This window comes from Geodermatophilaceae bacterium NBWT11 (assembly GCA_014218215.1).
Classification (GTDB): domain Bacteria; phylum Actinomycetota; class Actinomycetes; order Mycobacteriales; family Geodermatophilaceae; genus Klenkia.
Genome location: CP043652.1, coordinates 956340 through 980193 on the forward strand (window position 1 = coordinate 956340; position 23854 = coordinate 980193).

Here is a 23854-nt window from a genome sequence, read left to right on the forward strand (position 1 = left end):
TGCTGACCTCCTGCGATGCGGACTCGTCCGGTGCGGATCGTAGGTCCCCGGTGGCCGGTCCGCTGCACGGCACAACGACCCGCGCGCCCCGTTCGGGTCAGCTGCGGCGACCGAAGCGGGCCAGCAACCGGGTCTGCGCGTCGGCGCCGGCCGGCACCGGGACGGCGGGGTCGACCAACCCGGGGACGCCGTCGGGACCGAGCCGGTGCTCGGCGTAGACCAACCCGGCCTGCACGAGCTCGTCGTCCAGGACGGTGTCCCCGCCGGTGGCCCGGGCGAGGTCCCACGCGTGCACGGTCAGGTCCACCGTCATCTCGGCCAGGTAGTCGGTGCCGACCGTCGGCCCGGCCGAGAGGTCCACGGTCGAGGACATCGCGTCCGGGTCGGCCCAGGCGGTGAGCGCGGCGTCGGCAGCGGCCTCCCACGTCCCCAGCGGGTCGCCGTCCAGGAGCGCCTCCGTGCCGGTGGGCACCCGCGTGCCGGCCTCGGCCACCGACTCCCCGGCCAGCAGCGCCGGGGCCCACCGCTGCTCGGCCACGAGGTGTGCCACCAGGTCGGCCACGGTCCACCCGGGGAGGCACGCGGCGTCCCACTGCCCGGGCTCGACGGCGTCCACCCGGTCGGTGAACCGGGCCTGCGCCCGCTGGAAGAGCTCGAGGAGTGCCACGTGGTCCGGTGCCATGACCCCATGGTGACGTGCTGGAACGGCCCCCTCGCAGGGCCCCGGGCCGCGCGCAGCGTGGCCCGGGGAGCGAGGGGGTCCTTCTAGTAGGTGGGGAGCGCCTTGTCGATGCGGGTCGCCCAGGCGGTCACGCCGCCCTGCACGTGCACGGCGTCCTTGAAGCCCGCGGCCTTGACCGCGGCCAGCGCCTCGGCCGAGCGGACCCCGGTCTTGCAGTGCAGCACGATCGGCCTGTCCTGCGGCAGCGAGGACAGCGCGCGGCCGGAGAGGATCTCGTCCTTGGGGATCAGCGTCGCGCCCGGGATCGAGACGATCTCGTACTCGTTGGGCTCGCGGACGTCGATCAGGGCGAAGTCCTTGCCCGCGTCCATCATGTCCTTGAGCTCGTCGACGGTGATCGTCGAGCCGGCGGCGGCCTCCTGGGCCTCCTCGGACACCACACCGCAGAACGCCTCGTAGTCGATGAGACCGGTGATCGGCTCGCCCTCGGGGTCCTTGCGGATCTTGATGGTGCGGAAGGTCATCTCGAGGGCGTCGTAGACCATCAGCCGGCCCAGCAGCGTGTCGCCGATGCCGGTGATCAGCTTGACCGCCTCGGTCGCCTGGATGGCGCCGATGGTCGCGCAGAGCACGCCCAGCACGCCGCCCTCGGCGCACGAGGGGACCATCCCGGGCGGCGGCGGCACCGGGTAGAGGTCGCGGTAGTTCGGCCCGTGCTCGGCCCAGAACACCGACACCTGGCCGTCGAAGCGGTAGATCGAGCCCCACACGTAGGGCTTGCCCAGCAGCACGCAGGCGTCGTTGACCAGGTAGCGGGTCGCGAAGTTGTCGGTGCCGTCGACGATGAGGTCGTAGTCGGCGAAGATCTCCTCGACGTTCTCGGAGTCCAACCGGGTCTGGTGCAGCCGGACGTCGACGAGCGGGTTGATCTCCTTGATCGAGTCCCGCGCGCTCTCGGCCTTGGACCGGCCCACGTCGGACTGCCCGTGGATGATCTGGCGCTGCAGGTTGGACTCGTCGACGGTGTCGAACTCGACGATGCCCAGCGTGCCGACCCCGGCCGCCGCCAGGTACATCAGCACCGGCGAGCCGAGACCACCGGCACCGACGGCGAGCACCTTCGCGTTCTTGAGCCGCTTCTGCCCGTCCATCCCGACGTCGGGGATGATCAGGTGGCGGCTGTAGCGGCGGACCTCGTCGACGGACAGGTCGGCGGCGGGCTCCACCAGGGGTGGCAACGACACGTCGTTCTCCTCGTGACTGGGGGGCGTCCCCGGCCGGTGGCCGGGGTTCCTGCTGCGGGCAACAGCCTGGCAGGTGCCCCTCTTCCCACCCAGCGCAGACCCCTCCGGCGCCGCACCATGGGCGCCGTGACCAGCCCCTCCCCGCTGCGCCCGGGCGCGCCCACCCACATCCGCCTGACCGTCACCGACGTCCCCCGCGCGCAGGCGTTCTGGACCGACGTCTGCGGCTTCGAGACCGCCGTCGGCGGCCCGCCCCAGGACGACGACGGGACGGTCGCCGAGGCCCTGCAGGGCGGGGTCGTGATGGCCGGCCGGGGGGTCCGGATCGGGCTGCGGCCGGTGGACGCCGAGCGGGCCGGCGACCGCTTCGACCCCTTCCGGGTGGGCCTGGACCACCTCAGCCTGGCCGTGGACACCCACGCCGAGCTCGAGCAGGCGGCAGCCTTCTTCGACGAGGTCGGGGTGCCGCACGGACCGGTGCGCACCGCGATGGGCGCGTCCTACCTGGCCTTCTTCGACCCCGACGGCATCGCGATCGAGCTCACCGGGCCCTCCAGCTAGGGGAACGGCCAGGCGTTCTTCTGGCAGCCCTCCAGGCCCAGGGTCTGCTGCTGCATGACCGGGGCGAGCTGCCCGGCGCCGGGGCAGGGCTGGTGGCCGTTGCCCAGCGCGTGCCCGACCTCGTGGTTGACCACGTACTGCCGGTAGGTGGCGATGTCACCGCCGTAGTCGGGGACGGCGGTCTCCCAGCGGGCGAGGTTGATCACCGCACGCTCGCCGTACCGGCAGGACGTGTAGCCCCCGGTGCCCACACCGGGGCAGTAGGTCTCCATGCTGCCCGGGCTGACCAGGCTGACCCGGAAGTCGTACTCCCCCGCGGCGGCCTCCGCGGCGCCCACCCGCTGGAAGCTCATGGCCCCCCGGAGCCCCAGGACCGGGGGTCGCCGAGCGTGGCCTCGACCGCGGCGGCGAAGCCCGGGCCGTCGACCTGGATGCCGTCCTCGACCTCGACGACGAAGCGCTCCAGCGGTCCGCTGCCGTACACCGCCGAGCTGCCGTCCACGACCGTCACCGTGCCGGTGCCCTGCTCGACGTAGCTGGCCGGGCCGGTGGTGGCAGGGAGGTCGGTCGGGCCGGCGTCGCCCTCGGCGGGCGCGGGCTCGGCGGTGACCTCCGGCGCGGTCGTGGCGGGGGCGGCACGGGAGGAGACCGGCGCCGCCGAGCCGGCCGCCGTCGTCCCCGGGTCGGAGTCGGCCTGCCCGGTGCCGGTGACGGCGACGTCGACGAGCGCCAGCACGGTCAGCACCGCCAACAGCGGCACGGCGTAGGCCCGCCAGCCCCAGCGCGCGGCGAACCGGGCGAACCACCCGGTCGCGGGCCGACCGCCCCCGGTGCCGCGGCGGGTGACGAGCGGGTCGCGCCGGGCCACCAGCGGGCCGGGGCGGGGCACCGGCTGCGACGGGCGGGAACGCCGGGCACCGCGGGGCGGGCTGGGCCGGGGGCCCACGAGCGGGCGGTCGCGTCCGGAGCCCGCCCCGGGGCCGGCAGGCCGCTGGGGGTCGTGGTCCGGACGGGTCACGGCGGTGAGGCTCTCACGGCCACCGGGCCACCCGGTCGAGCGCACGGTCGGCCCCGGTCGTGTCGGACCGTCCCGTCCCACCCGCCTCAGCGACCCCGCTCGGCGGTCTCCTCGATCAGCCCGAGCACCGCGCGGGCGGTGTCCTCGGGTGCCTCGGTCATCGCCACGTGCCCGACCCCGGGCTGCACCTGCAGGCGCGCGTCGGGCAGCGCCGCCGCCAGCCTCGGGGCCATCCGGGGGTCGACCAGCTTGTCCTCCGCCCCCCACACCACCACCGTCGGGACGGCGACGGCACGGGCGGCCCGCCAGGCGTTGGCCCGGCCGACCCGCAGGTAGGAGGTCATCAGCCCACGCATGCTGCGGGTCAGCGCGCGGTCGGCCCACGGCTGGGAGTCCCGCAGCCGCATCTCCTCCACCGCCTCGTCGTACCGCGCCTTCGGGACCCGCGCCGGGTCGCCGAAGCACATCGCCAGGATCCCGCGGACCCGCTGCTCGGGGGTGCCCACCGACACCCGCCGCTCGGCCAGCGTGGGGATGCCGGGCAGCAGCAGCAGGGCGATGGCCCGGTCGAAGGCCGGCGGAACCCGGTAGACCGGCATCGCCGGGGAGACCAGGGTGAGGGTGGCGATCAGATCCGGGCGCCGGACGGCGACCAGCAGGCTCACCAAACCGCCCAGGGAGTTGCCCAGCAGGTGCACCGGCTCGCCCCGCCCCGACCCGGGCAGGTCGCGCACGTGCTCGAGGACGGCGACGACGGCGCGCACGTGCCGGGCGATGGCGTACCCGCCGCGGGGCGGCTCGGACTGCCCGAAACCGGGCAGGTCCACCGAGAAGCCCTCCAGCCGCACCGCCAGCAGGGCGGCCAGGTCCGTCCAGTTCGTCGACGCGCCACCGAGGCCGTGCACGTAGAGCGCCCGCTCGTGCGGGGCACCGTCGGCGGCCCCGTCGACCGGGCCGGTCCACGGGGTGTGGCGCAGGAAGACGGTGCCGCCGTCGGCCGGCACCTGCTCGCCGGGCCAGGCGGGGACGAAGGGCCGCAACCGGCGCATCCGGGTGGTCGAGAGCACGGCGGTGCGGGGCTCCCCCGTCGACGGGGCACTCGCGGGGGCACGGGTGGCCTCCGGGGCCGGCCGGGCGTCAGGCACGGCGGCGACGGTAGACCACCTCCGCACTCGGACCACCGGGTACCGAACCCGCCGGTAACATCTGCCGGGCCATGCACCCCTCCCGCCCGAGCTCCCCGCCCGCCGGCCCCGCTGTCGCGGCCCGCCGCACCTCCCGCCTGCCGCGGGGTGCGCGCCGCCTGCAGCTCCTGCGCGCCGCGCAGGAGGTCTTCGTGGCGCAGGGGTTCCACGCCGCGGCCATGGACGACATCGCCGACCGGGCCGGGGTCAGCAAGCCGGTGCTCTACCAGCACTTCCCCGGCAAGCGGGAGCTGTACCTGGCCCTGCTGGAGCAGCAGGTCGGCGAGCTGGCCGCGCAGGTCCGGCAGGCGATGAGCGGCACCGACGACAACCGCACCCGGGTCGACGGCGCGGTCGGTGCCTACTTCGACTTCATCGACGCCGACGGCGAGGCCTTCCGGCTGGTCTTCGAGTCCGACCTGCGCAACGACGACGAGGTGCGCCGCCTCGTCGACCAGGGCGCCCGGGCCTGCGTCGAGGCCATCGCCGAGGTCATCGCCGCCGACACCGGGGTGGACACCGAGCGCGCCCAGCTGCTCGCCTCGGGCATGACCGGGCTGCTGGAGACCAGCGCGCGCTGGTGGCTCCCCCGCAAGGGCACGGTGTCCCGCGACGAGGCCGTCGCGCTGATGAGCTCGCTGGCCTGGCGGGGCATCTCCGGCTTCCCGCGCATCGGGGACGACGACCACCCCACCCCCACCCGCTGAGCACGTTCGCTCTGGGCGCACCCCACCAGGCGGCTGCGGCCCCCGCGCTCGACTAGCGTCGCGGGCAGCAGCCAGACGAGGCCGCCCGACCAGAGGAGGCATCTCCAGCGTGGAAGTCAAGATCGGTGTCCAACACTCCCCCCGCGAGCTGGTCATCGACAGCCCGAAGACCCCGGACGAGATCGCGGCGGAGGTGTCGGCGGCCATGTCCTCCAGTGACGACGGCCTGCTGACGCTGGTCGACGAGCGCGGCCGCCGGGTCGTCGTCCCCACGAACAAGATCGCCTACGTCGAGATCGCCGAGGCCGACAGCCGTCGCGTCGGCTTCATCGCCGGCAACTGAGCAGCGCGGCCCACAGGGTCGCGAGTCCTCCCTGGGGGCGGTCCCGTCCGGGGCCGCCCTCAGGTGTTCAGACCGAGGGCCTGCATCCGCTCGGTGTGCGCGGCCATGATCCGCTGGAGCAGCTCGCCCACGCCGGCCAGCGAGCCCGTGCCCGCGATGATCAGCTCGGCGAGACCGTCGCGCTCGGCGATGACCACCTGCGACTGGGTGAGGGCCTCGCCCACCAGCCGCCGGGCCCAGAGCGCCAGCCGCCCGGCGACGGTGCGGTCGGCGGCGATCGCGGCGCGCACCTCGCGGACGGCGAAGTCGGCGTGCCCGGTGTCGGCGAGCACCTCCAGCACCAGGTCCCGGTCGGCGGGGGGCAGGAACGCGGCCACCTCCCGGTAGAAGTCCGTCGCCAGCCCGTCGCCCACGTGCGCCTTGACCAGGCCCTCGAGCCAGGTGCCGGCCCGGGTGGAGTCGTGGAAGGCGTCCAGCGGGGCGACGAAGGGCGCCATGGCCGCGGCCGGGGAGACCCCCAGCTCGACCAGCCGGGCCGAGAGCCGCTCGTGGTGCGCGATCTCGGCCGCGGCCATCCGGGCCAGCGCCGAGCGGCCCTCCAGCGTGGGTGCCAGCCGGGCGTCCTCGGCCAGCCGGTCGAAGGCGGTCAGCTCGGCGTAGGACAACACCCCGAGCAGGTCCACGACCGGCCGCACGTGGTCGTCGGGCTCGACGGGGCTGCTCACGGGTGGGGCCCTCCTGGTGGTCGACGGGTCCTCCCCCGGACGGGGGACGGCGCCCCGCGGGCGACGCTCAGGACCGGTGCGCACCGTATCCCGCGCTAGGATGGCGTCCGGCGGGCCGCACGGCTCGCTCTCCGTGTGCGCTGACGACCGCCGGACGACGACCGCCGGGGCCCTCCCCAGGGCACCGAGGTCGGTCTCCTCGGGCCGTCCACCACGACGTCCGGGTCTGCTGGCCGCGTCGGCGCTGGACCCAGATCCCGGAACCGACCGGGACCGTGCAGCGTCGGCGCCGCCGATGCGCCGGTCCCCCACCAGACCGAGGCGAGACCACTGACCTCCAGCCGACAAGACACCGACCAGACCGCCGTGAGCGCCCCGGAGCTGGAGCACGCCGAGACCGGCGCCCCCGCCCCCGAGCAGCTCGAGGCCCAGATCGACGAGCTGGGCGGCGCCCCCGTCCCGCCCGACGCGCCGCTGTTCAGCGACTTCGACGTGCACCCCGACGTCGTCGCGGCACTGGCCGAGAACGGCATCACCCGCACCTTCGCCATCCAGGAGCTGACCCTCCCGCTCGCCCTGGCCGGCAACGACCTCATCGGGCAGGCCCGCACCGGCACCGGCAAGACGCTGGGCTTCGGCGTCCCCATGCTCCAGCGGGTCTCCCCGCCGGCCGAGGGCGGCGACGGGGTGCCGCAGGCGCTGGTCGTCGTCCCCACCCGTGAGCTGTGCGTGCAGGTCTCCCGTGACCTCGGTGCCGCCGGTGCCAAGCGCGGCATCCGGGTGCAGGCCATCTACGGCGGCCGGGCCTTCGAGCCCCAGGTCTCGGCGCTGCAGGCCGGCGTCGAGATCGTCGTGGGCACCCCCGGCCGGCTGCTCGACCTCGCCCAGCAGGGCCACCTGATCCTGGGCAAGGTCAAGGTGCTCGTCCTCGACGAGGCCGACGAGATGCTCGACCTGGGCTTCCTGCCCGACATCGAGCGGATCCTGGCGATGGTCCCGGACAAGCGGCAGACGATGCTCTTCTCGGCCACCATGCCCGGCCCGATCGTGACGCTGTCCCGGTCGTTCATGTCCCAGCCCACGCACATCCGGGCGCACGGCAACGACGAGGGCTCGACGGTCCCCCAGACCACGCAGTACATCTACCGGGCACACAACCTGGACAAGCCCGAGCTGCTGTCCCGGGTGCTGCAGTCCCGCGACCGCGGTCTGGTGATGGTGTTCTGCCGCACCAAGCGCACCGCCCAGAAGGTCTCCGACGACCTCGTCGAGCGCGGCTTCGCCGCCGCCGCGGTGCACGGCGACCTGGGCCAGGGCGCCCGCGAGCAGGCGCTGCGGGCCTTCCGGGCCGGCAAGGTCGACGTCCTGGTCGCCACCGACGTCGCCGCCCGCGGCATCGACGTCACCGGCGTCAGCCACGTCGTGAACTACCAGTGCCCCGAGGACGAGAAGACCTACGTGCACCGGATCGGGCGCACCGGCCGGGCCGGCAGCACCGGCGTCGCCGTCACCCTGGTCGACTGGGACGACATCCCCCGCTGGCAGCTGATCAACAAGGCCCTGGGCCTGGACTTCACCGACCCGCCGGAGACGTACTCCACCTCGCCGTGGGTCTACACCGACCTCGACGTGCCGACGACGGCGACCGGCCGCCTCCCCCGCGCCCAGCGCACCCGCGAGGGCCTGGGCGGCGAGACCCTCGAGGACCTCGGCGAGACCGGCAAGCGTCAGAAGGCCGGCGACCGGGACCGTGGCGGTGACCGTGGTGGTGACCGTGGCGGCCGCTCGCAGGCCGGCGGTCGTTCGGGCCCGGGCCGGGAGACCGTGGGCGAGGACGAGGCCCCGTCCGTGGGCCCGGCCAAGAGCCGTCCGCGCCGGCGCACCCGGGGCAACGGCGAGGCAGCAGCCGGTGCGGCCGCCGCCAGCGACGGTCCTGCCGTCGAGGGCTCGGCCGCCGGCTCCTCCAGCGAGGCCCCCTCCGGGGACGGCACCACCAAGCCGCGGCGTCGCCGCCGCCGGGGCGGGGCCAACCGTGGCGGTGGCGGCTCGGAGTCCGCGGCCTGATGGCAGGTCGGCTCCTCGTCGCACCGGCGTGAGCCGGCTGCGGCGCCCGCCGCTGCGGGTCTGGGTCTGGACGGCTGCCGCCCTCGCGGTGGTCGTCGTCGCCGGTCTGCTCTGGCGCGGCTCGGACGCCGCGGCCACCACCAGCACCACCGCGGCCGAGCCGGCGGTCGCCACCGGCAGCCCGGCTGCCGAGCTGGCCGCCGCCTGGACGGCCACCCCGACCGGACCGGCACCCGACCGGGCCGTCGAGTCCGGCCGGGCGGTGCTGGCCCAGGACGACGGCTTCCGCGTGCTCGACCCGGGCACCGGGGACGAGGCGTGGCGCTACACCCGCAGCAACGCCCGGCTCTGCGGCGTCACCACGGTCTCCGACCGGGTCGTCGCGCTATTCTCCACCGGCGGCCGGTGCAACGAGATGGTCGCCTTCGACGCCGGGACCGGCGTGCGCACCTGGTACCGCTCCGCCGGGTTCGCCGCCGACGCGACGCTGTCCAGCACCCAGGGGATCGTGCTGGCCCGCAGCGCCGGGGGCGTGGCCACCGTCGACCCGATCGGCAACGGCACCCGCTGGCGCTACGAGGTGCCCGAGGGGTGTCGGCTCACCGACGCCGCCGTGGGCAGCTCCGGGGTGGCCGTGCTCCAGCGCTGCGGGGAGGACGCCAGCAGCGCGGTCCTGTTCGACGGGATCGACGGCACCCAGCTGTGGAGCCGCGACCTCGGCGTCCCCGAGGCCCGGCTCACCGGTGCCGACCGGCTGGTCGGGGTCGTCGCCGGCGACGCCCTGCAGGCCCTCTCCCCCGCCGACGGGACGACCCTGCAGGACGTCCCGCTGCCGGCCGGCGGAGGCGACGGACCGCTCCAGCAGGCCGGGACGGACGACGCGGTGCTCGTGTGGGCCCGCGGCACGGTCCTGGTGCTGGACGCGACCACCGGCGCACTGCGCTGGTCCCTGCCGGCGGTGGGCCTGCCGGCGGTGGACGAGGGCGGCAAGACCCCGGACGGTGCCGTGCTGGTCCCCGAGGACGGCGCGTTCGTCCGCCGCCAGCTCGCCACCGGGGACGAGGTGTCCCGCTCCACGGCGCCCACCGGCGCCCCGGTCGGTGGCCGGGCTGCCGTGGTGGGCTCGACCGTCGTCCTGGCCACGGCGGAGCAGGTCACCGCCTACCGCTGACGCAGGCGCACAATCGACGCATGCTCCCCGGCGGCTCCGAAGAGACAGCGCCCGACGACCTGCGCCAGCTGACCCGGTACGACGCCGCGCCGGTGTCCTTCCCCGGGGGCGCCGGTCCGCTCGCCGCGCTGGACACCGGCGCGGGCGCCCGCGGGGCGGTCCTCATGATCGCCGGGTTCACCGGCACGAAGGAGGACTTCGCCCCGCTGCTGGCCCCCCTGTCGGCGGCCGGCTGGCGGGTCGTCGTCCTCGACCAGCGCGGGCAGTACGAGTCCCCCGGGCCGGACGACCCGGAGGCCTACACCGTCGACCTGCTGGCCGCGGACCTCGTCGGCGTGGCCCGGGTGCTCCGCGAGGAGGGCCCCGACGCCCCGCTGCACCTGCTCGGTCACAGCTTCGGCGGCATCGTGGCCCGTGCCGCGGTGATCGCCGACCCCGGGCTCGTCGACTCCCTCACCCTGCTGGCCAGTGGTCCGGCCGGTCTCACCGGCCCGCGCGCCGAGCTGCTCGAGCACCTCGCGCCGCTCCTGGCGGCCGGCGGGGTGCGGCTGGTGCACGAGACGCTGGAGCAGCTGGCCCTCACCGACCCCCGGTCGCAGGACGTCCCGGTCGCCGTCCGGGAGTTCCTGGCCACCCGGTTCCTGGCCAACACCGAGGCCGGCCTCACCGGGATGGCCGCGGCCATGACCGAGGAGCCCGACCGGGTGGCCGAGCTGGCCGCCACCGGCGTCCCGGTGCTGGTCGCGCACGGCGACGCCGACGACGCCTGGACCCCGGCCGCGCAGACCGACATGGCCCGCCGGCTCGGTGCCCGGCACGAGGTGCTCACCGGCTCCGTGCACTCCCCGGCGATCGAGGTGCCCGCGCAGACGGTGCGGGTGCTGGACGACTTCTGGGCCGCCGTCCCGGCCCGCACCCACCAGGAGGCCGACGCGTGACCTCGATCAGGGACGTCACCCCCGCGCAGGACCTGGCCGGCTTCTTCGGCCCGGACTCGATCACCTGGCGGATCCACGCCGACCCCAGCTACTCCGTCGGTGGCCTCCGTGCCCTGCTGCTGCAGGCGCTGCACCCGGTCGCGATGGGCGGGGTCTCCCGGTTCTCGGTCGGCTTCCAGACCGAGCCGTGGGCCCGGCTCACCCGCACCGCCGAGTACGTGGCCACCCTGACCTTCGGCACCCGCCGGGAGGCCCTGCGCGCCGTCCGGGCCGTCCGCGGGGTGCACCGCGGGAAGTCCGACGTCGAACCGACCACCGGTCGCGCCTACAACGTCGACGACCCGGACCTGCTGCTGTGGGTGCACGCCTGCGAGGTCGACTCGCTGCTCTCGGTGGCCCGCCGCTCCGGCGTGCCGCTCACCGACGCCGACTGCGACGCCTACGTGGCCGAGCAGGTGGTGGCCGGCGAGCTGATCGGCTGCACCCCCGGCACGGTGCCCTCCTCGGTGGCCGAGCTCGCCGCCTACTTCGAGCGGGTCCGCCCCGAGCTCGCGCTCACCGACCCCGCCAAGGACGCCCTGCGCTTCATCCTGGTGCCCCCGATGCCCGGCTGGGTGCAGGTGCTGACCCCCGCCCGCCCGGCGTGGGCCGGGCTGGCCTCCCTGGGCGTGGCCACGCTGCCCCGGTGGGCCCGGTCGATGTACGGCCTGCCGGCCCTCGCCCTGACCGAGCCGGCCACCACCGCCGCGGCGCGGGCCTTCCGGCGCACCACCCTGGCGCTGCCGACCCGGGTCCGGGAGAACCCGACGCTGCGCGCCGCCCGCGAACGCGTCGCCGTCGGCACGCCCGTGGTCGCCTGACTCACCCGCGCAGCGCGGCCCGCCCCTCGGGGCAGGACCGACGGAACGGGCACCCCGCGCAGTGCTGCCCGGTGACGACCGGGAACGCGGTGTCGGGGTCCGCCCCGGCCTCGACGGCGGCCGTCGCCGCGGTGGCCTCCCGGGCGGTGGCCTCGGCCCGCTCCACGTGCTCGGCGAGGGTCCCCGGGGTGTGCTCGAAGGCCGCCACGGTCGCAGTGGGCAGGTGGTGCAGCTCCACCCGGGTGCAGGGACGACGGAACGTGCGCCGGACGCCGAGGACGTACAGCGCCAGCGCCTGGGAGTCCGCGGCCTCGGCCTCGGTGCTCGGCCGGCGACCGGTCTTGTAGTCCACGACGACCAGCTCCGCGCCACGCTCGTCGATGCGGTCCACCCGGCCCGAGACGCTCAGCGTCCCCGTCGTCACCGTGACCTGGCGCTCGGTGGCCAGCGGAGGATCGGCCGGGTCCAGTCCGGCGACGTGCTCCTCGACCCACCCGGCGGCCCGGGTGCGCCACTCCTCGGCGTCCGGGGCCTCCACGGCGGTGACCGTCGTCCAGTGCCGGTCCAGCAGCCGCCGGGCCGACGCCGGGGTGCGCTCGGCCACCGGCAGCTCCCACCAGGACCGCAGCGCGGCGTGCACCGCGGCCCCGACCGAGGCGTTCACCCGCGGCATCGACTGCGGTGGGGTGGGCCGGTCGACGTAGCCGAACCGGTAGCGCCGGGGGCAGGTGTCGTGGGCGGCCAGCTTGCTGGGGGTGGCGGTGAACAGCGGCTCGGGCAGCCCGGGCAAGTCGAAGGCCAGCTGGCTCACGCGGTCGCCGGGGCGCTGCCGGTGCCCAGGGACACCAGCCGGGCGTACTGCTCGGGGTCGGTGGTGCAGGCCGCGATCGGGGTCGTCTTGTTGCTGCCGTGGTAGTCGCTGGACCCGGTGGTCAGCAGGTCCAGGTCGGCGGCCAGGCCCCGCAGCAGGTCGCGGTCGGCTGGCACGTGGTCGGGGTGGTCGACCTCCAGACCCAGGAGCCCGGCCCCGGCCATCGCGGCGATCGCCTCGTCGCCGACGATCCGGCCGCGGGAGCGGGCCAGTCCGTGTGCGAACACCGGCACGCCACCGGCGGCGCGCACCAGGGCGATCCCCTCGAGGACGTCGGTGTCGGCCTTGGCCACGTAGTACGGGCTGGTGTGGTGCAGGAGGCCGGCGAAGGCCTCGTCCACCGAGCCGACCACCCCGGCGTCGACCAGGGCCCGGGCGACGTGCGGGCGCCCCACCACGCCCCCGGCGCTGCGCTCGACGAGCCGCGCCCAGCTGATCGGGTGCCCGTCGGCCGCCAGCGCGGTGACGATCCGTTCGCCGCGGCTGAGCCGCTCCTCGCGCAGCCGCTGCCGCTCGGCCGCCAGCTCGGGGGCGTCGGGGTCGAACAGGTAGGCCAGCAGGTGCACGCTGATCGGCGGCTCGTCGGCCGGGAACCAGCGGCAGGACAGCTCCGTGCCGGGGACGACGGTCAGCCCGGCCGGCGCGGCCGCGATCGCCTCGGCCCAGCCGTCGGTCGTGTCGTGGTCGGTGAGAGCGACGACGTCCAGACCGGCCGCCGCGGCCGCCTGCACGACGCCGGTGGGGGTGTCGGTGCCGTCGGAGACCGCCGAGTGGGTGTGCAGGTCGATGCGCATCACCGGTCAGCCTGCCGCACGGGTCCGACACCCGCGGCGGCGCCGCCGCTCAGCGCTTGGGGTTGCGGTACCCGGGGATCGGGCGGTGTCGACCCGGTGGTACGGATCGGGCGTCTCGGCCCGGGGCGGCGTACCGCCCGTCGGGCCGCCGCCCTCCTCGTCGTCCTCGCGCCGACCGCCGGCCGGGAACAGCAGCCCGGTGATCCGGTCGTAGAGGTCGGTGGCGTCGGGCAGGTAGGTGATCCGGGAGAGCGCCTGGTCCTGCCCGGCCGACTCGAAGCGGAACGTGCCGTAGCCGAGCACCTGCCCGACCGGGGTCTCCTGGTAGGTCAGGTCGGTGACCCGGCGCAGCGGCATCATCGCCACGGTGCGCACCAGCACCCCGCTGGTCATCAGCACCCGGCGGTCGGTCACCAGGAACTGCCGGACCCGCCACTCGACCACGTACACGGCCAGGTAGACCAGGGCGACCACGGTGACGACCAGCCCCACCGTGGCGGTGAAGCGGTTGTCCGGGTCGACCTGCAGCACCCACAGCCCGGCCAGCAGCGCGGGGACGCCGCGCACGGCCGGGCGCACCAGGACGGCCCAGTGCCGGCGGGCCGCGACGACGGCCTGCTCGTCGGGCAGCAGGTACTTGTCGGCGTCCTTGCTCGCGCGGGTGCGGCGCTCGGTGCCCGTCACGGGGCCGAACCCGCGGTCAGACCAGCGAGCCGACGAAGGACGCCAGCGAGGACGCGGCGTCCCCGAGGGCGGTGCCGGCGTTGCGCACGATGTCCGCCGAGTTCTCCGGCTGCTGGATCACGTAGAACAGCACGAAGGCGACGACGAGCCAGGTGAGGACCTTCTTGAGGTTCACACCGTCACCTCCGTCAGAGGGGGTGGGCAGACGCCGGGGCGTCGGCACGGTCGGGGAAGGACCGCGCCACATGAGTAACACGCGACGCACGCGTCACGTGGGCGCCACGCCGCGCGGCGCGTCGTCACGACCCGGGCAGGAGGTGTTCGGACGGCGGACCCAGCGGCAGCGTCGGCAGCACCCGGTCGCGCAGGTCGACCAGCACCAGGTCCTCGGCCAGCAGCCAGGCCGCCGACGCCGGCCAGGTCACCAACCACAACCAGACGCCGAACGCCTCCCCCACGAACGCCGCGCGGTCGTCGCTGGTCGGCACCTCCCACAGGGCCGCCCGCTGACCGGCCGCCTGCACCGCCGCCGACGACGGCCCGGCGACCAGCTCCCCGGGGTCCAGCCAGGGCAGCCCGGCGTACCCGGCACCCAACCCGGTGCCCGGCTCCTCCGCGACCAGCACGACCTCCGCCTGGCCGCCGAGCGGGGCGGGGCCGGCGCAGTCCACGACGATCCCCCGCGCACCGGGCTCGCCGCCCCAGGCCAGCCCGGTCACCGCCCAGCCCTCCGGCATCGGGTCCGGGACCCAGGCCGGGACCCGGGCGTCCACCGTCACCGCCGAGATCGTCGCGTGGTCGAGCACCGGCGTGTGGTGCAGCGGGGTCACCGCGGCGTGCAGGTGGCACCACGCCTGGTCCGACCCGGGCCGGACGACGAGGACCTCACCACACCGCGGACACACCGGGCTCGCGCTCATCCGGGCAACCGTCCAACCCCGGGGCCACCTCGTCAAGAGAAGGACCCCGTCGCCCCCCACCACTCGCAGGCTCGCGGCGTGGCCCGGCGACGGGGCCGTTCCATCCGGTCGCCGTTAGCGTCGCCGCCGTGACGGGGTTGGTGGCGTGTGTCGGGGGGATCGTGTTCGACCGGCGCGGGCGGTTGCTGGTCGTGCGGCGGGCCAACGACCCCGACGCCGGGGCCTGGTCGGTGCCCGGGGGCGGGTCGAGGCCGGGGAGGACCTGGCCGCCGCCGTCGTCCGGGAGGTCGCCGAGGAGACCGGGCTGACCGTGGTCGCCGGGCCCGAGGCCGGCCGGGTGCTCGTCCCGGCGCACGCGCCGGTCTACGAGGTCGTCGACCTCGTCTGCACCCCGACCGACCCCGACGCCCACCCGGTGGCCGGTGACGACGCGACGGACGCCGCGTTCGTCGACCGGGCCACCCTGGGTTCCCTGCGCTGCACGCCCGGGCTGGTCGCCACCCTGGACGGGTGGGGCCTGCTCCCCCGCTGCTAGCGGCGCACCGGCTCCGGACGACCGGGCTGCTCGCCGCCGCGCGCCTCACCGTAGGAGCGCTTGGGGATCATGACCTTGCGCCGGAACACGCAGACCACGGTGCCGTCCTGCTTGTAGCCGATCGTCTCCACGTGCACGACACCCCGGTCGTCCTTGGACGTCGACTCCTTCTTGTCCAGCACGGTCGTCTCGCCGTAGACCGTGTCCCCGTGGAAGGTCGGCGCCACGTGCTTGAGCGACTCGACCTCCAGGTTGGCGATGGCCTTGCCGCTGACGTCGGGGACGCTCATCCCGAGCAGCAACGAGTAGACGTAGTTGCCGACCACCACGTTCTTCCCGAAGTCGGTGGTCTCGCCCGCGAAGTGGCTGTCCAGGTGCAGCGGGTGGTGGTTCATCGTGATCAGGCAGAACAGGTGGTCGTCGTACTCGGTGACCGTCTTCCCGGGCCAGTGCTTGTAGACCGCACCGACCTCGAACTCCTCGTAGTACCGGCCGAACTGCACGGATCTGCTCCCGGTGTCGTCGTTGACGCAGGTTGGAGGGGCGCCGCACCGGTCACGGACCGGGTCGGACGTGGCGGCGATCCTACGATGGGCCGGTGACCCTCCAGTCCGCGCCCGAGGTGGCGGCCCCGCCGGAGGTCGAGCGGCTCTCGGCCGCCGGCCGCCGTGGTCGGCTGGCCGCCGCCGCCCTGGTCCTCGCACTGCTGCTGGCCGGCAGCGTCTGGGGCGACGACTCCGAGTTCCCCTTCGGCCCGTTCCGGATGTACTCCACCCGGGCCGCACCCGACGCCCCCGTGGTGTCCACCCGGGTCGTCGGGCTGACCGCCGAGGGCGAGGAGGTCCGGCTCTCCGGTGGCGAGGTGGGCCTGCGCCGCGCGGAGTTCGAGGGCCAGCTCCCCCGCCTCGTCGACGACCCGTCCCTGCTCGGTCTGGTCGCCGACTCCTACGAGACCGCGAACCCCGGCGGGCCGGACCTGGTGTCGGTCGAGGTCGTGCAGCGTCGCTTCGAGCTCGTGGACGGCGCCCGCACCGGCGCCTACACCGACGACGTGCTGGTCTCCTTCGACCTGGACGGTGCCGCGTGACCCGCAGCGCCGGCACCGCCGTGACCGACCGGCCCGAGACCGCCGCCGCCGTCCCGCTGACCCCCCGCTGGTGGTTCCGCCCGGTGCCGCTGGCCCGGATCGCGGTCTTCCGGGTGATCGCTTACCTGTTCATCCCGGTCGACGTCTTCCTCACCACTGCCTGGGTGCGCGCGCACGCCGACGTGCCGACCGAGTTCTACCAACCGCTGGTCATCGGTCGGCTGCTGCACCTGCCCACCCCCACGCACACCGTCGTCCTGGTCGTGCAGTGGGCGCTCGTGCTCGCCGCTCTCGCCGCCGCGAGCGGGAAGGCACCCCGGCTCCTGGGCTGGGCGGTCTTCCTGCTCTACGCGGAGTGGATGGTCATCGCGATGAGCTACGGCAAGGTCGACCACGACCGGATCGCCTTCCTCGTCGCCCTCGCGGTGCTGCCCACGATCGGCCGCGCCCGGTGGAAGGACCGGCGCTCCTCGGAGGCCGCGGGGTTCGGGGCGGCCGCCGTCCTGGTCACCGTGATGCTCACCTACTTCCTCGCTGCCTGGGCGAAGATGCGCTTCGGCGGCTGGGACTGGGCCACCGGCTCCACGCTGACCCGGGCCGTGCTCCGCCGCGGCACCGACCTCTCGCTGTGGACCCTGGACGTGGCCTGGCTGCTGCCCACCGCGCAGTGGCTGATGCTCGCCTTCGAGTTCGCCTCGCCGTTGATGCTGCTGGTGCGCTCGGACCGTGCCCGGGCCGCGCTCGTGCTGTTCCTGCTCGGCTTCCACGTGATGGTCTACGCCGGCGTCGGCATCATCTTCCTGCCGCACTGCATCGCGATCCTGTCGATCCTGCCGTGGGAGCGACTGCGTGGCGCCCGCGCCGGGCTGGCGGCCCGGCGGACACCCGCCACCGCCGGTGCCGCCGACGGGGACGGTGCCACCGGACCACCGGACCGCACCGGCTGACCGCCCCCGCCGGTCCGGGGGTCAGATCATCGCCCCGATCCGGGCGGCCATGTCGGCCTCGTGCTGCTGGTAGGCGGTCGCGACGTCGGACAGCAGGGTGCCCATGCCGGTCAGCGAGTCGCTGACGCCCTGGCTGGAGGCCCGCCACTGCTCGTAGAGCGCGCTGAACTGCTGCGCGGCCTGGCTGTCGCTCCACCCGTCGGTGACGCCGGAGTTGATGCTCGCCGAGAGCGTGCCCAGCCGGGACGACTGGTCGGCGGCCTCCCCCCGGCACTGCGCGGACATGGCCTGCAGGGTGGCGATGTCGACCTTCACGGTTCCTCCTCCTGGTCCGGGCACCTCCCGGTCGGTCCAGGACGCTAGGTCGGACGACGACCCGGCGGGCCCGGCCGTCCACAGGCCGGGGCGCTGTCCACAGATGTCCGTCGGCGCCCCCACGCGACCCCGTTCCGGGTGACAGTGCCCCCGTGTCACCGACCCCTGCCGATCCCGCGCCGGTGCCGCCGGACCGCCCGGCGCACCGGAGCTGGACCCTGCACGGCGCAGGGGGCGTGCAGGTCGACGTCGAGGTCCGCGCACCGGGGACGGCCACGGTGGCCGAGGTCCTCCACGCCCTCCCGGCCGCGGTGCCCGCCGGGGTGCCCGGCACGGGCGCGGACGGGTTGTGGTCGGGGTCGGACCGGTTGGACCCGGCTACCCCGCTGACCGACCCGGCACTCCACCACGGGGCCCGGTTGGGCCTGGGCCGCCCCGGTCCCCGCCCCGCGGCCGGCGGCTCCGCGGTGGAGCTGCACGTGGTGGGCGGTCCGGACGCCGGGCGCACCCTGCCCCTGGGCCGAGAACCCGTGACGGTGGGTCGCAGCCGGTCCTGCGGACTGGCCCTGGCCGACCCCGACGTCTCCCGCGCCCACGTCCGCGTCAGCGCCGGGACGACGGCTGTCCTGGTCGGCGACCTGGGCTCGGCGAACGGCACCGCGTTGGCCGCCGGCAGCACCACGGTCGACGGGGACACCCCGTGGCCACTGGGGCGCCCGGCTGCGGATCGGCTCCAGCACGCTGTGCCTGAGTGCCGCGACCGGCTCTCCCGTCGACCTCCGGCCCGCGCCGGGTGGACGCTGGGCGGTGCACCCGGCCGGCCGGGTGCCACCCCCGCTCCCCGGTGAGGTGACCGTCGCCGAACCCGCCGAGCCGCCCGAGCGCTCCCGCCGGGCACTGGCCTGGGTGGCCATCGCGTTGCCCGCGGTCGGTGGGGTGGTGATGGCCTGGGCCCTCTCGGCGCCGCACTTCCTCTTCTTCGCGCTCCTCAGCCCGGTCGTCGCGCTCGGCAGCTGGTTGTCCGACCGGGTGTCCGGTCGCCGGGGTCACCGGCGGGCGGTCGCCGAGCACGCCGTCGCCCTGGTCGAGGTCGAGCGTGCGCTCGCGGCGGCGGTGGAGCTCGAGGTCACGGCCCGGGAGACGGCCGTCCCCGACCCGGCCACCGCGACGACCGCCGCCCGCCGCCGGTGCGCGCCGTTGTGGAGCCGCTCGGCCACCGACCCGTGTCTGCTCGTCGTCCGGCTCGGGGTGGGGCCGGGGCCCACCCGGGTGCTCCGGCAGCCCGCCGGCTCTCCGGGCGTGCCGGTGACCGCCGAGGCCCTGCCGGTCACCGTCGACCTGCGGACGGGCGGACTCACCGTGCGCGGGCCCCGGGACCCGGTGCTGGGCGTGGCCCGGTCGGTGGTCGGTCAGGTGGTCGCCCTGCACCCGCCCCGCACCGTGACGCTGGCGCTGGTCACCTCCCCCGACCGGGCCCACGACTGGCGCTGGACCCGGTGGCTGCCGCACCTCGTGGGTCCCACGAGCGGGACCGTCGGCCACCGGCAGCTGCTCGTCGTGGACGCCCCGCTCGACGAGGCCCTCACCGCCCGGGTGCGCGCCGCCCGGGCCGCCGGGGTCAGCTGCCTGGTCCTCGCGGCCGGTCCCACACCCCTGGACGGTGACGGCACCGCCCTGCTGCAGGTGACCGGGGAGACCGGCAGCGGTGGCCGCCTGACCCGTCCTGCTGCCCCCGACCAGCCCCTGCTGCTGGACGCGACCTCGGCGGACGTCGCGGCGGCCCTGGCCCGCGACCTGGCGCCGCTGGACTGCCCACCGGAGTCAGGAGGCCTCCCCGCCGACGTCCTGTGGCGCGACCTCACCGACGCCGGCGCACCGTGGTCGGGCGACCGGACCTCCCTGACCGCCATCCTGGGCACCGGGGTGGACGGACCGGTGACCGTGGACCTGTGCGCCCAGGGCCCGCACGCCCTGGTGGCCGGCACCACCGGGTCGGGGAAGTCCGAGCTGCTGCGCACCCTGGTGCTGGGTCTGGCCACCGCCCACCCGCCGGACCGGTGCAGCTTCCTGCTCGTGGACTACAAGGGCGGGGCCGCCTTCGCCGAGGCCGCCCTGCTGCCGCACACCGTGGGCGTGCTCACCGACCTCGACGGCCCGTCCACCGCCCGCGCCCTGCGCTCACTGGGGGCCGAGCTCACCCGGCGCGAGCGGGTGCTCGCCGAGCACGGGGTCCGCGACCTGGCCCAGCTGCCCCCCGGCGTCGCGCTGGCCCGGCTGGTCATCGTCGTCGACGAGTTCGCCACCCTCACCGAGGACCTGCCCGGCTTCGTCACGGGCCTGGTCGGCATCGCCCAGCGCGGCCGCTCGCTCGGGCTGCACCTGGTGCTGGCCACCCAGCGGCCGGCCGGGGTGGTCAGCCCGGAGATCCGGGCCAACTGCACGCTGCGGCTGTGCCTGCGCACCACCGACGAGGCCGGCTCCCGGGACGTGCTCGGCGTGCCGGACGCCGCACTGCTCCCGGTCGACCGACCGGGGCGCGCCCTGCTGCGGACGGGCTCGGAGGACGTCGTGCCCGTGCAGGTGGCCCGGGTGGCGACCCCCGCGGCGGACCTCGGAGACCGCGTGCGGGTCACCCCGTCGTCGTGGCCCCCCGGTCCCCGGCTCGACCCGACCGCGCGCGACCAGGACGGGGAGACCGACCTCGCCCGGTGCGTGGCCGAGCTCGTCGCCCGGGCCGAGGCGGCCGGGGTCACGCGCCCGGACCGGCCCTGGCTGCCACCGCTGCCCGACCGGGTGGCGGCCGCCGACCTCGCCGCCGCCGGGCCCCGCCACGTGGCCTGGGGGCTCGTCGACCGGCCCGACCTGCAGCGCCAGGAGCCGTTGACCGTGGACCTGGCGGGCGGCGGCTGGCTGGTCGTCGGGGGCCCGGGCAGCGGCCGCACCACCGCGCTGCGCACCCTGCTGGGCGAGGCCGTGACCTCCCTGGGGCCGGACCAGCTGCACGTGCACGTGGTCGACCACGGCGGCGGGGCCCTGACGGCCCTGGCCGGGTCCGTGCCGCACACCGGGACGGCACTGGGTCGGGAGCACGGGCACCGCCTGCTCCGCCTGGTCACCCGCCTGCAGGAGGAGGTCGACCGCCGCCGCACGGCGGCCGGCGAGCACCCCGCGGTCCTGCTGCTGGTGGACGGCCTGGACTCCGTCGTGGCGGCGCTGGAGGAGGTCGAGCCAGGCAGCGGGGGCACCCTGCTCCTGCGGCTGGTCCGGGACGGCGCGGCCGTCGGGCTGACCTGCGTGCTGACCACCGACCGGGTCGTGCCCGGCAGCAGGTGGGCCGGTGCGGTCGGGGCCCGGCTGGTGCTGCCCCTGGGCGACCGGTCCGACTACGCGGCGGTGGGTGTCCCGGTCCGTCTGGTCCCCGGGCACCGGCCCCCGGGGCGGGGGCTGCTGGGCGAGGACGCCACCGAGGTGCAGCTGGCCGTGCCCCGCCCGCTGCCCACCTCCTGGCCGCCGCCGGTCACCGACCGGGGCCGGGCACCCGTCCGGGTCGTGGAGCTGCCCGCCGACCCCGTGCTGACCCTGCAGCGGGGACGACGTCCGGCCACGGCGGTGGCGCTGGGCCCCGGGGGCGACGAGGGCGACCCGGTGGTCCTCGACCTCGCGGTCACGGGCGGGCTCCTGGTCGCCGGGCCACCCGGCAGCGGCCGGACGACGACGCTGCTCGCGCTCGCCACCCGGCTGGCCGGCGCGGGGAGCGACGTCGCGTGGTGTTCCCCGCGTGGCGGCCGGACCCCCGGGGGCTGCACCGGGCTCCGGCCCGACGACGTGGACGGCCTGCGGGACTGGGCGGACGGACTCGGTGGGCGCCCGGGGGTGGTCGTGGTCGACGACCTGCCGGTGCTCCCGGACGCCACCGCCGACCTGCTGGGGACGCTCGGCCGACCCGGCGGGTCGGTGCTGCCCGTGGTGTCCGGGGGCACCGCGGACCTGGCCACGGCCTTCCGGGGGCCCGCCGTGGCCCTGCGCCGCTCGCGGACGGTCCTGCTGCTGCGCCCGGCCCGCGGGGACGCCGAGCTGCTGGGCCTGCGCCTGCCCCGGGCGCCCCTGCCACCGCGGCCCGGCTCGGGGTGGGCCGTGCTGGGCGGGGTGCCCGTGCGGGTGCAGGTCGCCCGGCAGACCACGCTCTCCGAGCCCCCCGAGCCCCCGGGACCCGAGGGCCGGCACCGTGCCCCGTGACGGGTCAGAGCAGGTCGAGCACCGGCCCGATCTCCTGGGTGGCGTACCAGGCGAGCTCGTGGCCCTCGGCCTGGTCGACCACGAACTGCGCGTCCTCGCTGCCCAGGTCGGCCTCCAGCACCACGCCCACGGCCCGCCGGACGTCGTCCTCGGCGTCGGCCACGTCGATGTGCGCGCTGGCGATCTCGGCGAGGGTGAGCTCGACCTCGGCCCGCGCGGCACCCCGGTCGGTGTCGGGGTCGCCCAGGGGCGTCACCGCTGCGTCGGGCACGTCCGCGGCCAGCACCACGCGGCGCCGGTGCGACCCCGGGTCGACGTCGACCAGGCGGAGGCTGGCCCGTGCCGCGCCGAGCAGGGCGGCGTACTCCAGCTCCTCGTCGTCGGCGTCCAGGTCGTAGAAGCCGCGCAGCTCGGGAGTGACCGCGAAGACGGTGTGCGGCCCGGCCAGCCGGCCCTCGTCGAGCAGCTGGCGCAGGAGGTTCGTGGTCGCCGGCAGGTAGACGCGCATGGGCCCAGTCTCCCGCACCCGGGAGACGCGACCTCAGCGGACCGCCTCGACGAGGGCGGCGACCTCCTGCTCGATCAGGTCGGCGAGCACGTCGACGTCGCTCACGCCGTCCCGGTCGGCGTTGAGCCCGACGTAGACGGTGCCGTCGTAGCTGGTCAGCCCGATCGACAGACCCTGTCCGCGCGCCAGCGGGACGACCGGGAAGACCTCCAGCATCCGGGCGCCGGCGGCGTAGAGCGGCACCTGCGGACCGGGCACGTTCGTGATGAGCAGGTTGAACAACCGCCGGGACAGCCCGCTGGCCGCCCGGGCGCCCAGGGCGTGCAGCGTCGGGGGCGCGAAGCCCGACAGCGCGACCAGCGCAGAGGCGCCCACCGACTGGCCCTGCTGGGAGGCACCGCGCATGGCGTAGCCGATCCGGGCCAGCCGGACGCGGGGGTTGGGCTCCCCCACCGGGAGGTCCAGGAGGAAGGAGGACACGCGGGTGCCGGCCTCGAACTCCCCGTCCCCGGACTCCGGGCGCACCGACACCGGCACCAGCGCCCGGATGGAGGTGGAGCCGATGACGGGCTCTCCCCGGGACAGCAGCCACTCGCGCAGCGCGCCGGTGATCGTGGCCAGGAGCACGTCGTTGACCGTGCCGCCGAGGGCCTTGCGGACGGTCTTGAGGTCGTCGAGGTCGGCCCGGGCGACGGCGACGCGCCGCTGGCGGCCCACCGCGCCGTTGAGCGGGCTGGTCGGGGCCGGGCGCACCGTGGTGCGGGCCAGGGCCGACAGCACCGAGCCGGCCGTGCCGAGCAGCCGACCCGCTGTGGTCCGCACGTCACCGGTGGCCGTCCGGAGGGTGTCCAGGACCGCGGTGGGGCGCTGCACGTACTCCTCGACGGCCTCCCACACCAGCTCCACCGACCCCGGGGGGCGCCGCGGGCGCCAGTCGTCGACCGGGGCCGGCCGGTCGGCGAGCACCGGGACGTCGTCCAGGATCACCTGCCCGATGTCGATGGCGCCCAGGCCGTCGACCAGGGCGGGGTGGGTCTTGGTGACCACCGCGATCCGGTCGTCGGCCAGCCCCTCGACCAGGTACATCTCCCACAGCGGCCGGCTGTGGTCCAGCGGTCGGGCGGTGAGCCGGGCGACGAGGTCCAGGAGCTGCTCCTCCGAGCCCGGGCGGGGCAGTGCGGAGCGGCGCACGTGGTAGGTCACGTCGAAGTCCGGGTCGTCCACCCAGGCCGGGTTGGCCAGGTGCCCGGGCACCTCGACGACCCGCTGCCGGAACCGGGGCACCAGCGGCAGGCGGGAACGCACCAGGTCCACGAGGTCCTCGTGGTCGAGCCCACCGCGGGGGGACTCGAGCACCAGGACGCCCGCGACGTGCATGGGCGTGTCGGGTTCCTCGAGGTACAGGAACGACGCGTCCAGCGAGGTGAGGCGATCGACCACGGTGCTCCTCCCGGTGAGGT

At 75.9% G+C, this 23854-nt stretch carries 23 protein-coding genes and 2 pseudogenes; 12 read left to right on the forward strand and 13 right to left on the reverse strand.

What is annotated here, in order from left to right; translation table 11 throughout:
* Positions 1-97: 97 nt before the first annotated feature.
* A complete protein-coding gene (locus F1C76_04500; protein QNG35945.1) occupies positions 98-682 on the reverse strand; it encodes a TIGR03086 family protein in 585 nt (194 codons plus the stop codon).
* 83 nt (positions 683-765) lie between these two features.
* Positions 766-1926 (reverse strand): adenylyltransferase/sulfurtransferase MoeZ, encoded by a 1161-nt coding sequence (moeZ, locus tag F1C76_04505; GenBank protein ID QNG35946.1) that lies wholly within the window; start codon positions 1924-1926, stop codon positions 766-768.
* 117 nt (positions 1927-2043) lie between these two features.
* Between moeZ and F1C76_04510 the strand changes: the two genes are divergently transcribed.
* Entirely contained in the window at positions 2044-2487 is a 444-nt protein-coding gene (locus tag F1C76_04510) for a VOC family protein (protein QNG35947.1), read from the forward strand.
* Here F1C76_04510 and F1C76_04515 read toward each other — a convergent pair.
* A pseudogene (locus F1C76_04515) lies at positions 2484-3433 on the reverse strand (DUF3152 domain-containing protein). The gene F1C76_04510 and the pseudogene F1C76_04515 sit on opposite strands and share 4 nt — an antisense overlap.
* A gap of 158 nt (positions 3434-3591) precedes the next feature.
* The gene (locus F1C76_04520; protein QNG39011.1) at positions 3592-4554 is read right to left on the reverse strand and encodes an alpha/beta hydrolase; all 963 of its coding nucleotides are present in this window, start codon (positions 4552-4554) and stop codon (positions 3592-3594) included.
* Between the two features lie 167 nt (positions 4555-4721).
* On the opposite strand from F1C76_04520, the gene F1C76_04525 reads away from it, so the two are divergent.
* Together F1C76_04525 and F1C76_04530 are read left to right on the forward strand one after the other, a co-directional pair.
* Positions 4722-5396, forward strand: a complete 675-nt coding sequence (locus F1C76_04525; protein QNG35948.1) for a TetR/AcrR family transcriptional regulator — start codon at positions 4722-4724, stop codon at positions 5394-5396.
* Positions 5397-5505: 109 nt separating this feature from the next.
* The gene (locus F1C76_04530; GenBank protein QNG35949.1) at positions 5506-5739 is read left to right on the forward strand and encodes a DUF3107 domain-containing protein; all 234 of its coding nucleotides are present in this window, start codon (positions 5506-5508) and stop codon (positions 5737-5739) included.
* Between the two features lie 59 nt (positions 5740-5798).
* Here the strand turns inward: F1C76_04530 and F1C76_04535 are convergent, their stop codons facing one another.
* Positions 5799-6464 carry a hydroxylase gene (locus tag F1C76_04535; GenBank protein QNG35950.1) on the reverse strand — a complete coding sequence of 222 codons (666 nt, stop codon included), beginning with the start codon at positions 6462-6464 and terminating at the stop codon, positions 5799-5801.
* 330 nt (positions 6465-6794) lie between these two features.
* Here F1C76_04535 and F1C76_04540 point away from each other — a divergent pair, with 330 nt between their 5' ends.
* From F1C76_04540 to F1C76_04555, 4 genes are read left to right on the forward strand one after another with little or no spacing between them, the layout of a single operon-like run.
* Entirely contained in the window at positions 6795-8528 is a 1734-nt protein-coding gene (locus F1C76_04540) for a DEAD/DEAH box helicase (GenBank protein QNG35951.1), read from the forward strand.
* Between the two features lie 37 nt (positions 8529-8565).
* Positions 8566-9699, forward strand: coding sequence for a PQQ-binding-like beta-propeller repeat protein (locus tag F1C76_04545; protein ID QNG39012.1), 1134 nt, complete (start codon positions 8566-8568; stop codon positions 9697-9699).
* A gap of 20 nt (positions 9700-9719) precedes the next feature.
* Entirely contained in the window at positions 9720-10637 is a 918-nt protein-coding gene (locus F1C76_04550) for an alpha/beta hydrolase (GenBank protein ID QNG35952.1), read from the forward strand.
* Positions 10634-11497 carry a DUF2236 domain-containing protein gene (locus F1C76_04555; protein QNG35953.1) on the forward strand — a complete coding sequence of 288 codons (864 nt, stop codon included), beginning with the start codon at positions 10634-10636 and terminating at the stop codon, positions 11495-11497. Before F1C76_04550 ends, F1C76_04555 begins: the two co-directional genes overlap by 4 nt.
* A gap of 1 nt (position 11498) precedes the next feature.
* Here the strand turns inward: F1C76_04555 and F1C76_04560 are convergent, their stop codons facing one another.
* From F1C76_04560 to F1C76_04575, 4 genes are all read right to left on the reverse strand, one after another.
* Positions 11499-12308, reverse strand: a complete 810-nt coding sequence (locus tag F1C76_04560) for a PD-(D/E)XK nuclease family protein (GenBank protein QNG35954.1) — start codon at positions 12306-12308, stop codon at positions 11499-11501.
* Complete coding sequence (locus tag F1C76_04565) at positions 12305-13162, reverse strand: PHP domain-containing protein (GenBank protein ID QNG35955.1); 858 nt, start codon at positions 13160-13162, stop codon at positions 12305-12307. Before F1C76_04565 ends, F1C76_04560 begins: the two co-directional genes overlap by 4 nt.
* Positions 13163-13168: 6 nt before the next feature.
* On the reverse strand, positions 13169-13846 hold the full coding sequence (locus F1C76_04570) for a PH domain-containing protein (protein QNG35956.1): 678 nt from the start codon (positions 13844-13846) through the stop codon (positions 13169-13171).
* 299 nt (positions 13847-14145) lie between these two features.
* Positions 14146-14766 (reverse strand): hypothetical protein, encoded by a 621-nt coding sequence (locus F1C76_04575; GenBank protein QNG35957.1) that lies wholly within the window; start codon positions 14764-14766, stop codon positions 14146-14148.
* Between the two features lie 182 nt (positions 14767-14948).
* On the opposite strand from F1C76_04575, the pseudogene F1C76_04580 reads away from it, so the two are divergent.
* A pseudogene (locus tag F1C76_04580) lies at positions 14949-15301 on the forward strand (NUDIX domain-containing protein).
* Here F1C76_04580 and F1C76_04585 read toward each other — a convergent pair.
* Positions 15298-15804, reverse strand: a complete 507-nt coding sequence (locus F1C76_04585) for a MaoC family dehydratase (protein ID QNG35958.1) — start codon at positions 15802-15804, stop codon at positions 15298-15300. The pseudogene F1C76_04580 and the gene F1C76_04585 sit on opposite strands and share 4 nt — an antisense overlap.
* A gap of 95 nt (positions 15805-15899) precedes the next feature.
* On the opposite strand from F1C76_04585, the gene F1C76_04590 reads away from it, so the two are divergent.
* Together F1C76_04590 and F1C76_04595 are read left to right on the forward strand one after the other, a co-directional pair.
* Entirely contained in the window at positions 15900-16388 is a 489-nt protein-coding gene (locus F1C76_04590) for a hypothetical protein (GenBank protein ID QNG35959.1), read from the forward strand.
* Positions 16389-16408: 20 nt separating this feature from the next.
* Entirely contained in the window at positions 16409-17335 is a 927-nt protein-coding gene (locus F1C76_04595; protein QNG39013.1) for an MFS transporter permease, read from the forward strand.
* Between the two features lie 21 nt (positions 17336-17356).
* Here the strand turns inward: F1C76_04595 and F1C76_04600 are convergent, their stop codons facing one another.
* On the reverse strand, positions 17357-17650 hold the full coding sequence (locus F1C76_04600) for a hypothetical protein (protein QNG35960.1): 294 nt from the start codon (positions 17648-17650) through the stop codon (positions 17357-17359).
* A gap of 11 nt (positions 17651-17661) precedes the next feature.
* Between F1C76_04600 and F1C76_04605 the strand changes: the two genes are divergently transcribed.
* Together F1C76_04605 and F1C76_04610 are read left to right on the forward strand one after the other, a co-directional pair.
* Positions 17662-18498: an FHA domain-containing protein gene (locus F1C76_04605; protein ID QNG35961.1), complete on the forward strand. Its 837-nt coding sequence runs from the start codon at positions 17662-17664 to the stop codon at positions 18496-18498.
* A 1-nt stretch (position 18499) separates the two neighbouring features.
* Positions 18500-21886, forward strand: coding sequence for a hypothetical protein (locus tag F1C76_04610; GenBank protein ID QNG35962.1), 3387 nt, complete (start codon positions 18500-18502; stop codon positions 21884-21886).
* Positions 21887-21890: 4 nt separating this feature from the next.
* Here the strand turns inward: F1C76_04610 and F1C76_04615 are convergent, their stop codons facing one another.
* Complete coding sequence (locus F1C76_04615) at positions 21891-22394, reverse strand: hypothetical protein (GenBank protein QNG35963.1); 504 nt, start codon at positions 22392-22394, stop codon at positions 21891-21893.
* A 33-nt stretch (positions 22395-22427) separates the two neighbouring features.
* Positions 22428-23834 carry a wax ester/triacylglycerol synthase family O-acyltransferase gene (locus F1C76_04620; GenBank protein QNG35964.1) on the reverse strand — a complete coding sequence of 469 codons (1407 nt, stop codon included), beginning with the start codon at positions 23832-23834 and terminating at the stop codon, positions 22428-22430.
* Positions 23835-23854 lie beyond the last annotated feature (20 nt).